This window comes from Ignavibacteriota bacterium (assembly GCA_016716225.1).
Classification (GTDB): Bacteria; Bacteroidota; Ignavibacteria; order Ignavibacteriales; family Melioribacteraceae.
Genome location: JADJWT010000001.1, coordinates 1,458,352 through 1,472,380 on the forward strand (window position 1 = coordinate 1,458,352; position 14,029 = coordinate 1,472,380).

A 14,029-nucleotide genomic window follows, 5' to 3' on the forward strand; every position below is an offset into this window, starting at 1 on the left:
TTAAATAGAATTTTCTCCGATAATTAATAAAAATCTATAAAAAAAATTATGAATACCGGGCAAATGATGATTGGTATTGTTGCTTTAGGTTTAGTAACATTTACATTACTAAATTTTAACAGAGGTTCAATATCAACTCAAGATTCAATTACATATAATAAATCTTTTATACTTGCTACAACTGTTGCTCAATCAGTTTTAGATGAAATAAACAGTAAAGCTTATGATGAAGAAATTGTTAACGGAACTAAAATATTTTCAGCTAATGATTTTTCAGATGTTCTTAAAAAAGAAACCGGTGAAACATATCCCAATTTTGATGACATTGATGATTACAATAATTTTTCAAGAAGTGATTCAATTCCTCAAATGGGAGTTTTTAACATTAATGTAAAAGTGGAATATTTAACAGATGATTTACAACCAACGGTTTCTAAAACTTACAATAAAAATATTACGGTAAGAATTTCAAGTCCGTCTTTATTCAATTTCTTTAAAGATGTGCAAGATACTGTTGAAGTTAAAAGTTTATTTAGTCAATGGACATTATTATAAATGGGCTACAGTACTTTATTAGATATAATTGGAGCAATGATTATTGGCGGATTGATGATCCTTTCTATAAATACAATTAATCAAACCGCTTCAGAAAACTCAGGCAGATATAATAGTGATTTAATTTCTCAGCAAAATTTGGTTTCAATTGTGGAACTTCTTGAACATGATTTTTCAAGAATTGGGTATTGTGAAAATCCGGATAGCATTTTATCTCCGGAAGAAATGATTACATATGCCGATTCAACAAAAATTAAATTTTGGACAGATATTGCAGTATCAAAAATAAATTTTAGAGGTGATGGAACAAAGGAAGAATTGATTTACGAATTAGGTCCGGATGTTAACGCCACTCCAAATCCAAATGATAAATTACTTTACAGATATGTTTCCGGAACAGTAAAAGATGCAAGCAATTTAGGAATTACAGAATTTAGGATTACTTACTTTGATAATATGAATAATAAACTTTCTCATCCAATTGATACAAAATTAATTTCTTATATGCAGATTGATTTACGAGTTGAAGATTGTTACGGATATGATACAGATAATTCTGATAAAGAACATGTGGAAAAATTTCCTACAGTCTTCTGGAGACAAATTAGAATGGCAACAAAAAATATGAGCAGATAATATGGGCGGAAAAGCGGCACTTCTTTTAATTCTTGGATTTAGCACAATAATGTTGATGTTTGGATTAAACATGAACAGAGTTTCAACAAATGCTGTTGATAACTCTTCCAATTATTTTGAGAATGAAATGGCTAAAGAAATTTCTCGAAGCGGAATTAATCTTGCAGCAAGTAATTTATCACGTAATCATAGTTGGCAACCAAGTGATAATTACGATTACTTAGGAGAAGATAATCTCAAAATTACTGTTAATGAATCTGGAGGAATAAAAACTGTTACTGCTGTTGGATCATATAAAGGAATTTCAAAATTAATAGAGGTAAAAATTAGTTTAGCAAGCTTTTCTGAGTATGCATATTTCTCAAACATTGAGGGAGATATTTGGTGGACAGCTACAGATTCCGTTTGGGGACCATTTCATACAAATGATAAAATTCAAGTTCAAGGTCACCCGTATTTTAATGGACCAATAACATCACATGGCGGGGCAATAAAATATTATACGGATAAAGCTACAGATGAACCAACTATTCAAGGAACATATTTGCCGGGAACAACAATTAATATTCCTACAGATGGAATTACAAATTTATCACAATCAGCGGCAAGCTCCGGATATGTTTTTTCCGGGCATTCGCAAGTTTTTCTACAATTTGATGGCGATAGCATTAAATACAAATATAATAGCGGTGATCCATATGTAACTGTTTTGGGAACCGATCTCGCCCCAAACGGAGTAATTTATGTTGAAAACGGAAATTTGAGAATTGAAGGAACTGTTAAAGGAAATTGGTCGGTTGGAAGTAATCAAAATGTTTATCTGGATAATGATGTTGTTTACAATGATGTGCCGGATTACAAAGATAAAAATGATGCTTCAAATGATTTACTCGGCATTGTTTCAAAAAATGATGTTATTATTACAGATAATGCTGCAAATAGTTCAAATATAAATGTGCATGCTGCAATTTACTGCGAAACGGGAGGATTTACCGCAGAAAATTATAAAACAAGATCTTTAAGCGGAACAATTCATTTAATTGGTGGAATTACGCAATATGAAAGAAAAGGCGTTGGAACCTTTATTGCAGATAAAACTAAGAAAATACCTAAATCCGGTTTTCCGGTTAAAGATTATAAATACGATAACAGACTTTTAAAGAAAGTTCCTCCATATTTCCCAAGTACAAATACGTTTAAAATACTTTCTTGGTTAGAATAGATAAAACTACTACACTAACTTTTTTCTAATATAATTGATAATTTAATATTTTATAAAATTACTTATCTTAAAGAAACAAAAATAAATTATCAATTTTATGAAGATAAAAATCATCCCTTATATTTTATTATTTTCTATAATCTTTTCACTTAAGATTTTTTCACAAAAATATTCCTTAACCGGATTTGTATATGATAATCAAACCAAACTTGGTTTGGGTTATACAAATATTAGAGTTGATAACTCCGGATTTGGAACTTCAACAAATATTTCGGGTAAATTTAAAATTAATCTTCCCAAAGGAAATTATAATTTAATTGCTTCATATCTTGGTTATAAATCTGATACTTTAAAAATTAATCTAAATTCAAATAAAGAAATTGATTTTCACTTAAATCCTATTCAAATAAATTTGGATGAAGTTACGGTTAAACCCGGAAGAAATCCCGCTTATGATATAATTGAAAAAGCAATTGCCGCAAAGGAAAAAATTAAAAATAAAATTTATGATTATAAATATTCTGCGTATACAAAAGGATTAATAAAAACTACTCAAGATTTTAATACCGGAAGTTATTCACTTTCTTCCAAAGATACCGGCGATGTTAAAATTACCGGAATTTTAGAAAATGAAAGCCGCGGATTTTATAAAGCTCCGGATAATAAAAAATATTTTATTGTTGCAAGAAAGCAAACCGCAAATACTCCTCCATTTATAAATACATTAACCGGCGGAAATGTTTTGCAAAGTTTTTATGAAGACAAACTTGCGTTTCTAGGGAAAATGATTCCAAGTCCAATTTCTAAACAAGCGCTTACTTATTATTATTTTTATATCGAAAAAGAAACGGCAATTGATAATAGAAAAGTATTCCAAATTTATTTTAATACTGATAATACTGCGGATCCCGGATTTTTTGGAAATTTATTTATTGAAGACAGTACATTTTTTTTACTAAAGGTTGATGTTAACTTAAACAGAATGGCAAACCCCGGCGGACTTTTTGATCAAGTAAAAATATTTCAACAATTTTCTGAAATTTCAAAAGAAATAATTCTTCCCGTTGATTATAGAATTTTTGCAAATGGAAATTATTTGGGTTTGGCAAAATTTGGTTTTGAACTAAACACAATTATGAATGATTATGAAATCAACACAAATATTGAAGATGATTTTTTTGATAATACTTTAATTTCAGTTTTGCCGGAAGCTGATAAAAAAAATGAAGATTATTGGAATTCAATTCAATCAATTCCAAATACTGTTGAAGAAAATATTGCTTATTCAAGAATTGATAGTTTAAAAAAAGCTAATGCAGAATTGGGCGAAGAAATAAATTTACTTTCGCAAACTATAAAACTTAACGATTATTTTTCTATCAACGGACCAATTGATATATACAGTTTTAATAAAGTTGAAGGTAATGCATTAAACCTTGATTTATATTTTTCCGATGCAGAAGAACAAAGATTAAACGGAATTGCAGAAATTAGTTACGGATTTTCCGATAAAAAATTTAAGAAAAAGTTTTTTGCAAATTATAGATTTGGGGAATTGCGCACAACAACGCTTAATCTAAATGCTTACGATAAAATAACTGATTTATTTGGCGCATCTGATAATTACAACAAATTTACTTCAACATTTTTAAGCTTAATTACAAAATATGATTTTAGAGATTATTATTATTCAAAAGGATTTGAAGCAGAAATAAATTCGGAAGTATTTTCAATTTTAAATTTAGGAATTGGATTTTTAAATAGAACTGATAAATCGGCAAAAAATAATTCCAATTTTTCATTTTTCTATCCGAGTAAAAAATATTCATTAAACAAATCAATTTACGATACAAAGACCAATGCAGTTACAGCAAATTTCACATTGGATTTTAGAAAATTTATTGAAGACGGATTTTTTAGAAGAAGAATTCCCAGAAGAAATCACATAATATTTGAAGGTGCCGCATTAATTAGCGATGAGAAAATATTAAAAAGTGAAAATGATTTTTTGATTTTTGAATTAAATACATATGGAGCATTTTCTACCGCAGATAATTGGATGATGGAATTTTATGCAAATAAAATTTTTTCAAATGGCGCAGTTCCTTTTCAAATGCTGCATGCGCTTCCGGGAAATATTAGTTCAGCGGGAAAAAATAATTCTTTTAGAACTTTGCGGATTGGAGAAGTTTTTGGTGATGATGTTACGGAAATATTTTTAAAACATAATTTTGGCGATGAGTTATTTACAATTGCGCAAATTCCTTTTATCAAAGATTTGCAATTACAATTTGCGGTTCACATAAATGCGGCAATTTCAAATATTTCTTCAGAAAGTAAAAATATTTTATTGCACAATTCTGCAATATTCAAAAAACCTTTTTACGAATTAGGATTTAGTTTGGGGCATTTACTAATTCCCATGAATTTTGAATTTACATGGAAATTAAATTATCGCGGAAAAAATAATTTTGTATTTGGAATAAATACAATTGTACTTTAACTATTGATTCGGCAAGCTTAAAACAATTTTTAACGTATTATCTAAATCTTGAAAGAATTCAAAATTACCGCCTGATAATTCCGTAAACTTTATTGCAAACACAATTGGATAAGAAACATTTCCGGTTAATTTTTCTAATTTTATATTTGTTAAATATGATAAATCTTCTTCTGCACAATTTGTAACAAATTCAACGATTGAAAAATTTGAAATTTCCGATTTAACACTTTTTATAAAAACCGTACTGTTTTTTTTTGTTATTCTTTTTAGAAATAAAAAAATATTATTGAAAATTGAATTTGCAATTTCATAATCAATAAATAGACTTTGATCTTCGCTAACTTCTATTTTTACTTCAATTTTATTTTCGGAAAATAATTTTTTGTAGAAATTTTTTGTCTGAATAACTAAATCAAGCAGACTTAAATTTTCTTTAGTCAATCCGTAATTATATGTATCAAGCTTTAACCAATTGATGAAATTTAAAAGTAATTCGTAAGATTCGCGTGTTTGATTTCCAATTCTGGCAACAAATTCATTTATTTCTTCGTAAGTTAATTTTTCATTCGGATCATTTAAAATATCGCTGAATCCCAAAGTGCTTGTAAAAGATCCTCGCAAATCATGACTTAATTTAGAAAAAAATTGATCTCGTTCTGTAAGATTTTCTTGGTTCATTTTTTTAATTCGGCAATTAACGTTTTTGCATTTTCAATTGTTAATAATTTTTCAACTTCGGTTTTATTATCGAATTTATTTACAATTTCTGAAAGTAATTTTAACTGTAATTCATTATTATTTTTTGGTGTAAGAAGTAAAATTATAACTCTGCTTAAAGTTCCATCACTTGCTTCAAAATCAATTCCCTTTTTATTAATTGCAATTGACAGCATTGGTTCTTTGATATTAATTTTTGCATGCGGTAAAGCTAAATAATTTGCAATTCCAGTTGGTAAAATTTTCTCGCGAAAAATTACTTCGTTAAAAATTTCTTCACTAGTTAATTTTGATTTTTCTGAAATTGCATCAACTAACTTTTTAATAATATTTAGTTTATCATTTTCATCGGTAAATAAAATATTTTTTTCCGAAATAAGATTTGCAAATTTTGATTTGTCTTTTTTATTTAAGAAATAACTCATAATCGGTGCGCTTGTTATTGATGTTACAAGAGCCATAATTACTAAAGCAACAAAAACTTGTTCATTTATTAAGCCGGCTTGCAATGCAATTATTCCAAGAATAATTTCCATTGTTCCGCGGGAATTCATTCCAAATCCGATTATTAATGAATCGTTTTTATTGAGTCCGCTCCAGAAAGCTCCAAGTCCGCAGCCTATTACTTTTCCAAAAAAAGAAAGTATAAGAATTACAGACACAATTGCAAAATCGAAATTTTCGATAAAATTTACTTTTAAACCAATTGATACAAAAAACAACGGCGCAAAAATGTGAGTTACAAATTGATGAATAATTTCTCTTGTATGCTCAGTTAAATGTGTTGAATCACCAATAGCAATGCCAATAATAAATGCACCGAATATTGCATGAATCCCAATATGTTCAGTAAATGCAGCTCCTAAAAATCCTAAAATTAAAATAAAACTTAAAATTCCTCCGGGAAATGTAAATCTTGAACTTATATAAGGAATTGCTTTATCTATAATTTTTTTTCCAATTGTTAAAACAAAAACCACGAATACAATAATTGCAATAATTGTTTCAATAAAAGTGAAACCATGTTTTCCAGTTCCGATTAAACCTAATATTATTGAGAAAATCAGCCAACCGATTAAATCATTTAACATTGCAGCGGAAATTATAATAACACCAATTTCGAGTTTAAAGATTTTTAAATCCATTAAAGTTTTTGCTATAACTGGGAGTGCGGAAATAGATAATGCAGTTCCCATAAAAAGTGCAAAAATAAATTTAGAGCTTCCTTCCCCAATCCCCATAAGGTTAGGAAAAAGATACGAAACTCCAAACCCAAGAAGAAATGGTAAAAATAAACCCATATTACTTGTGTAGATTGCTTTTTTACCTTGACTTAAAACAATCGCGAGATCAACTTCCAAACCGGAAATAAGTAAAAGCAAAACAACCGCAATTGTTGTAAAACTTTGTAATGCAATACTAATTTCATCATTTTTGGGAAATAAATAATCAAATGTGGATGGTGACAACATTCCCAAAACTGTTGGACCTAAAATTAATCCCGCAAGAATTTCGCCAATAATTGCGGGTTGTTTAATTTTTATAAAAAACTCACCAAGTAACTTTGCAGAAAAAAGCATAACACTTATGCTTATAAGAAATGTTGTTATTTGGGTTTCATTTAAATGCATATTATCTAATTATTAGTAAATTTGATGGAAGTTTATCAAACGAGTATTCTGCATTATGCATAAAAAGTCTATCAAGTAATTTCATTTTTTTTGCGGGACTCGAAATAACAAAAATATCTGCATTATTTTGGCTTGCATAATTTCCAGCTTCCCAGCCTTCCTTTCCATATAAACAAACTATTTTTGGCTCAATTTCTTTTAGATTAAGTTCTTTAATAAAAAAATTCATTTTAGTTTGTTCTTCATCAATCCATTGCTGCTTAAGTGAATTTATTTCATTTGTTGAACCACCATCAATAATAGAGGCAGTTAAACCCGGTGCGTGAAAATCGCGAATTATCACAAATTCTTTTGCATTTTCTTTTATTGCAAATTGATAGGCGGTTAAAATTGTTTTTTCACCTTGAGGTGAATAATCTGCCGAAACGTAAAATTTTTTAAATCCTTGAGGATTTTCCGAAGGAGATTTTAAAATTAAAGTTGATGAAGTAAACTCGCGCATAATTGTTCTGGCAACGGAACCGAAATAAAATTTAAATAAACTTTCTTTTTCCAATGCGCCAGAAATTAATAAATCAACTTTTGATTTTTTGCTGTTTCTTAAAATTGCTGAAGCCGGATCACCTTTATCCCAAATTACTTCGTAACTATTTTTCTCAATTCCGGAATTTTCTATTGCAGAGAATAATCTTTCTTCCGCTTCTTTATTTTTTTCACCAATGTGAATAAGAACCAATTGCGAATTAAATAAATTTTGTAATCTTAAAGTTTCCTTTAATAATGCTTTTCCCGTTGGGGAAAAAGTAATTGCTAAACCAATTTTTAAAATCATATTTAATAATATTTTTTTGTTAGAATATTGCTATAATTTATATAAAGAGCAAATGTAAAATCTAAAAGAAATTTTTAATAATAATTGAGATTGATGCAATAAGAAGCCCAACTCCAATCATCAATTTTAAAACTTTTTCTGAAATGTTTGTATTAATTACATTTCCTAAAAATGCTCCGATCGAAAATCCTACAATTACCGGAATTGCTTTTGAAAATACAATGTGGCCTAAAAAATAATGACTAAAACTTCCGCTGATACTTGTAAATAAAATCATAAATAAAGCAGTTGCGGAAGCAGTAAATGCTGGCATACGAAAGATTTCCGTCATAATTGGAACTTTTAAAAATCCTCCGCCAATTCCTAAAAATCCGGCAATCATTCCGGATAAAGAACCGAAAATTCCGCTAATAAGAAAATTAATTTTGTAAACAGAAGTTTTGGTTTTTCTTATTACACTTGGTCCAAAACTATTCATTTTATAAATGAATGAATTTTTATCATATTTTTTGCGCAAAGTTTTTGATTGTTTAATCATTCTGTAACCAATCAAAAGTACAACAACTGAAAATAAAATTTCAACAAATTCAACGGATAAAATTTTTGTTAAATATGCTCCAAGAATAGTTCCTAAAATTGTTGGAATTTCCAAAACGATTGCAGCTTTGTAATCAATATTATTTTTGTTTAAGTTAAACAAAGTTGAAATTATTGCCGATGGAATTAACGCAACTACAACTGAACCAATTGCAATTTTAATTGGGAAACCAAAAACAATTACAAGAATTGGAATCATAAAAACGCCACCGCCAAATCCAACAACTGATCCAAATCCGCTTACAATAATTGCAGAAAGTAAAATTAGAATGAATATCACTATAAACTTTATTTAATTATTTAAAAATATAGAAATCTTTTTACTGAAAATTTTTGAATATGAATTTAAATAATTAATTGGAATTTATAAGTTGCATTAACTTTCTAAAAAGATTTAAAGAAGTTTTATTCTGTAATTTTAATTAAAACAAACTTTAAAAGTTGTTCCAATATTTTTTTTACTAGTTACAGAAATTTCGGCATTATTTAAATCGCAGTAATTTTTAACGAGAGCTAAACCTAAACCGTTTCCTTCAAATTTTCTGGTGTAGCCTTGTTCTTCTTGAGAAAATGGTTTAAATAATTTTGGAAGATATTTTGCAGAAATCCCAATTCCGGTATCAGATACTTCAACAATAATATTGCCTTTTCTGTTTTTGTTTATTTTGATTTTCACATTTCCTTTATTTGTGTATTTAAATGCATTATCCAAAAGATTTGCAAAAATCTGCATAACAGTATAAGGATCAAGAACTATTATATTGTTTTCCGATTTTTTTATTAATTGAAATTTAATTCCTTTCGAAATTGCAACTCCTTTAAATTCAGTTACTAGTGGAATTAAAATTTCCTCATAAATATCAATTTTGCGCGGAATGTATTCATAAGTATTTGTTTGTATTTCCGACATATTTAAAATTAAATCAATTGTGCGTGTAATTCTGTTCCCGGCAGATTCTATAATTTCAAAACTTGATTGTAATTCGGAATTTATATTTCCGTCAATCTCTTCTTTCAGTAAATTAGAAAAACTCAAGATTGAATTAATCGGAGATCTAATTTCATGAGAAATTTGTGCTAAGAATTGTGATTTTAATTTTTCACTTTCTTCAGCATTAATTTTTGCTTTCAACAAATCTTCTTCAAAAATTTTTCTTTTTATTGCAACACCAAATAAATTTCCGGCAGTTTTAATTGCATCAATTTCTTGATTGCTCCAAATTCTAAAACAATTGAAATCTTCAAATCCCATAAATCCCCATAAAGATTCAGATTCGTAAATGGGAACAGTAATAATTGATTTGTCTTCTTTAATGTTTAAATAATTTTTTTCATTCTGTGAAATGTTATTAGTGTTAATAACAAAAATTTCGTTTTTAGAAAGTGCTTCATAAAGGTTTTTTAAATTAAATTTTTTGTATGAAAAATTTTTATATGCGGGATTATTAATTTCTGCTTTTACATTTCTATCAACCCATTCATATTTTAAACTGAATGTAATTTCACCATTTTTTGTTACTGAATTTTGATAAACATAACTGCGCTTAACTTTTAAACTTTCGCTAAGTCTTTTTAGAACTTCATTGATATTTGCTTGCCAATCTAAAGTTTTAAGAAAAGTTTCTGTAGAAAAACTTAGTGCAGATAAAATTTCATCTTTTGCTTTTAACTCATTTATAAAATTTATTCTTTCTGTAATATCTTCGGCAATTCCCAATAAATTTGTTTTTCCGTTTGAGTTATCATGCATCAAGTTAATTGTAATTGAGCCCCAAATTTCCTTTCCGTCTTTTCTAATATATTTTTTTTCAATTCTAACTTGTTTGTGAATTCCTAAAAATAATTCCTTAACAATTTGTGAGCTGGATTTTATAAAATCGGGATGTGTAATATCAATAAATGTTTTGCTAAGAAGCTCATCTTTTGTGTAGCCAAATATTTCGCAGAATTTTGGATTCACATCAGTAAATTTTTTATCGGCATTTACAATACAAATTCCGAATCCGCTTGATTGAAATATTGATCTAAATTTTTCTTCACTTTCAATCAGCGCATTTTCAATTTTTCTTTGTATAGAAATATCTTCAATTGTGCCTTCGTAGTATAGGATTTTTCCGGTTTGCTCATTTTTTACAACTCTTGAACTTTCTCTAATATTTACAATTGAACCATTTTTTCTTTTTAAATTTTCCAAATATCCGTGAATTGTGTCTTCGCTTTCTAAAATTTTTCTAAATTCATTTCGGTTTTTAGGATTTAAATAAAGTTCTTTATTGATATCTATTTTTTGTAAATCTTTAAGAGAATCGTAACCTAAAAGACTTATAAATTTAGGATTTGCAAAAACAATTTTCCCAGCCGGTGTTGATCTGTAAATACCGATTGTTGAATTATCAAATAAACTTTTAAATCTAAGTTCATTTTCAATTGAAGTATTTTGAGCAATAATTTTTGTTTCTTCAACTGCAAATGTTGTGCTTAAAATATCTAAAATTTGCAAATCAATTTTATCCGGAATAAAATCATTTTTGAAAAATGCACATAAAATTCCCAAAACTTTTTTATCGCTCCTAACAATTTTACCAAGATATGATTTAATATTATTTGATTTAATAAACTTATTAGAATTGTTAATATCCAATTTTGATAAATCTGAAATGTAAATTAGATTATTTTTTTGATTTCTTATTTTTGGAGAACACGCAATTGTAATAATTTCTTCAAAATATTTTTGTGAGTTTTTATCGTGCAGTTTTGTGAAATTATAAATTACTTCGCCACTGCTTTTTGCAAATAATATAAATTCCGTATTGAAAATTCTACTTAAAGTTGAAAGGGTATTTTTAACATTTTGCTTAGAATCTGATGTGAAATTTTGCGAACATTTATGAAGTTCTAAAATTAAAGAATCATATTTTTTTTCTTTCGTAATATCATTTACAGTAAATGAAATTTGTGTTTCCGTATTATATTTTAACTTTGTTCCGCAAATTTTAACCCAAATTTTTGAATTATCTTTTTTAATAAAAATTGTTTCAAAATTAATTTGATTTTTTTTATTTGATAAAAATTTGGCAAGAATTGTTTTTAATTTTATCTGTTCGGATTTTTCTAAAATTGTGTGGAAACTTTTTCCAGCTATTTCTGATTTTTCAAATCCAATTAAAGAATTAGTTTTTTTATCAATATTTAAGATTTCAAATTTTGAATTTAGAAGAATATCGGAAGTTTTATAATGATCAGATTTTCCTTGAAAGAATTTCTTTCTTTGCATTTACTTTTAAAATTAATTGCTACAATATTACTTAAAACAAATCCAAATAATAAAATATTAATTAAATAATAGTAAAAATTAGTAAAAGGAAATTGAATTTCAATAAATTAGTTGAAAAGAACTATAAAGCCAAAGTTCTTACAAGTTTTCTTTTTGCAACGGGAAGAATTGTTTCAACAAACGGAAAATCAACTGTAGACTCAAAATAATATGTTGCGGGATTTTGCAATTCCGGAAATTTTTCAATTAAATTATGTTTAATATCAAGCGGAGATTTTGCTTCTGAAGCTGATAAACTTATAATATCGACTAATTTACTTTTTAATGTTCTAAGAGGATTTTCTGTGGTGGAAAATAAAGACATTTCAAATTTGTAGATTTTCAGCAAATCATGCTTTAAATCTTGAATCATAAAATAACCTTCGTCCCTATTTTTAGGCATAACGCCAATTTCAGTAAGCGTAATATTTTCGTCAACAAAATCGAAAATTGCCTTTCCTTCCGAAATAGAAGTTTTAATTTCCGGAAGCGCCCATCTTATAAAATCTGCAACAACATCTAAATCTTCATCATTAAATTTACTTGGTTGATCGGAATCAAAATTATCTGAAAATTCAGAAAAATTGAGATTTAAAATAAATTCCGTATCAAAAAGAGACATTTGTTCAATTAAAAGTTCAAGTTCATTTTTAATGGAAATTAATTCTGCAAGCGCCGGATAAAGTTTATTTTTATGAAGAGATTCCGAATATTGACGTAAAATAGCTAAAACCCTATATTTGCTAAGTTCTAAATCATCTGCGGCTTTAATAAATGTACTCAAATTTAGGGCTTCCATTAAAACTCCAAGAGAAAATTTACGTTATATCTGCAAAAATTGAACCAATTATTTTTTTATTTATTATCGATTTTTTTATCTCTTTATTTAGGCTAATTTTATTTAAATGTGATTGAAATCAGACTTTTTTCAGTATTGGGTAAGTCATTTTTATTATTTTTTTAAAAAAGTGTTAAATATTTAAACAAATTGCTTTACTTAATTTTTGATTTACAAGATGAATATTATTGAACAATTGTCAATTTTTACAAAATAGAAAAAATGGGAATTTGATAATTTATTATTTAACTTTTAAGCAGTAATTATTACATGTAAAAAGAGGAATTTATGAAAATTAAAGACTTTAAAATAAGCGATACGAAAAAATTTAATTTAGCAAATTGCGATCCGAATTTTACTGGAGAAATTAAATCAAAGCAAATAGCTGAAGAGAAATTAGAGAAAAACATAGAAATTATGAGAGAATTACAAGATAAATTTTATGCTCATGATAAATACAGTTTATTGATAATTTTTCAAGCAATGGATGCAGCCGGAAAAGACAGTGCAATTAAACATGTAATGAGCGGATTAAATCCCCAAGGCACACAAGTTTTTAGTTTTAAACAACCTTCAACAGAAGAATTGGATCATGATTATTTATGGCGAACAACAAAATCTTTACCGGAAAGAGGTAGAATTGGAATTTTTAATCGTTCATATTATGAAGAAGTTTTAGTTGTAAAAGTTCATGATTTGGTAAAAAATCAAAAAATTCCACAAGAGTTTTTAACAAAAAATATTTGGAAAGACAGATATGAACAAATAAGAAATTTTGAAAAGCATCTTTCCCAAAATGGAACTGTAATTTTAAAATTTTTCTTAAATGTTTCTAAGGAAGAGCAGAAAAAAAGATTTTTGGAAAGATTAGAAAAACCTTCAAAAAATTGGAAATTTTCTTCAGCAGATTTGAAAGAAAGAGAACTTTGGGATAATTACCAAAAATGTTACGAAGAAGCAATTTCCGAAACTAGTACAAAATTTGCACCTTGGTTTGTAATTCCCGCCGATCACAAATGGTTTACCCGTTTGGCAATTTCCGAAATAATAATTGATAAATTGAAAAAACTTAAAATTGAATATCCCACATTGGATGAAGAACAACTTAAAAATTTAGAAATGTATAAGGCGGAACTTAGTAAATAAAATTATTTCATCTTAAATTTTTGATACTGAAAAAATCAA

General features: G+C 27.4%; 11 protein-coding genes. 5 read left to right on the top strand and 6 right to left on the bottom strand.

The annotated features are described in order from the left end of the window. Positions 1 to 48: 48 nt before the first annotated feature. The 4 genes from IPM32_06195 (at position 49) to IPM32_06210 (ending at position 4,916) form a co-directional block, all read left to right on the top strand. Positions 49 to 555 (top strand): hypothetical protein, encoded by a 507-nt coding sequence (locus IPM32_06195; protein MBK8944850.1) that lies wholly within the window; start codon positions 49 to 51, stop codon positions 553 to 555. After that, positions 556 to 1,191, top strand: coding sequence for a hypothetical protein (locus IPM32_06200; GenBank protein ID MBK8944851.1), 636 nt, complete (start codon positions 556 to 558; stop codon positions 1,189 to 1,191). A gap of 1 nt (position 1,192) precedes the next feature. Next, complete coding sequence (locus IPM32_06205) at positions 1,193 to 2,413, top strand: hypothetical protein (protein MBK8944852.1); 1,221 nt, start codon at positions 1,193 to 1,195, stop codon at positions 2,411 to 2,413. A gap of 97 nt (positions 2,414 to 2,510) precedes the next feature. Further along, positions 2,511 to 4,916, top strand: coding sequence for a carboxypeptidase-like regulatory domain-containing protein (locus IPM32_06210; protein MBK8944853.1), 2,406 nt, complete (start codon positions 2,511 to 2,513; stop codon positions 4,914 to 4,916). Here the strand turns inward: IPM32_06210 and IPM32_06215 are convergent, their stop codons facing one another. The 6 genes from IPM32_06215 to IPM32_06240 all read right to left on the bottom strand — a co-directional run bounded on the left by IPM32_06215 (position 4,917) and on the right by IPM32_06240 (position 12,805). Next, positions 4,917 to 5,594, bottom strand: a complete 678-nt coding sequence (locus tag IPM32_06215; protein MBK8944854.1) for a HAMP domain-containing histidine kinase — start codon at positions 5,592 to 5,594, stop codon at positions 4,917 to 4,919. Beyond that, positions 5,591 to 7,264 carry a cation:proton antiporter gene (locus IPM32_06220; protein ID MBK8944855.1) on the bottom strand — a complete coding sequence of 558 codons (1,674 nt, stop codon included), beginning with the start codon at positions 7,262 to 7,264 and terminating at the stop codon, positions 5,591 to 5,593. Before IPM32_06220 ends, IPM32_06215 begins: the two co-directional genes overlap by 4 nt. 1 nt (position 7,265) lies before the next feature. Continuing rightward, positions 7,266 to 8,096 carry a universal stress protein gene (locus IPM32_06225; protein ID MBK8944856.1) on the bottom strand — a complete coding sequence of 277 codons (831 nt, stop codon included), beginning with the start codon at positions 8,094 to 8,096 and terminating at the stop codon, positions 7,266 to 7,268. 61 nt (positions 8,097 to 8,157) lie between these two features. Then, a complete protein-coding gene (locus IPM32_06230; GenBank protein MBK8944857.1) occupies positions 8,158 to 8,973 on the bottom strand; it encodes a sulfite exporter TauE/SafE family protein in 816 nt (271 codons plus the stop codon). A 138-nt stretch (positions 8,974 to 9,111) separates the two neighbouring features. Further along, the gene (locus IPM32_06235) at positions 9,112 to 11,967 is read right to left on the bottom strand and encodes a PAS domain S-box protein (GenBank protein MBK8944858.1); all 2,856 of its coding nucleotides are present in this window, start codon (positions 11,965 to 11,967) and stop codon (positions 9,112 to 9,114) included. 121 nt (positions 11,968 to 12,088) lie between these two features. Then, positions 12,089 to 12,805, bottom strand: coding sequence for a hypothetical protein (locus tag IPM32_06240; GenBank protein ID MBK8944859.1), 717 nt, complete (start codon positions 12,803 to 12,805; stop codon positions 12,089 to 12,091). Between the two features lie 327 nt (positions 12,806 to 13,132). Here IPM32_06240 and IPM32_06245 point away from each other — a divergent pair, with 327 nt between their 5' ends. Then, a complete protein-coding gene (locus tag IPM32_06245; GenBank protein ID MBK8944860.1) occupies positions 13,133 to 13,990 on the top strand; it encodes a polyphosphate kinase 2 family protein in 858 nt (285 codons plus the stop codon). Positions 13,991 to 14,029: the final 39 nt, after the last annotated feature.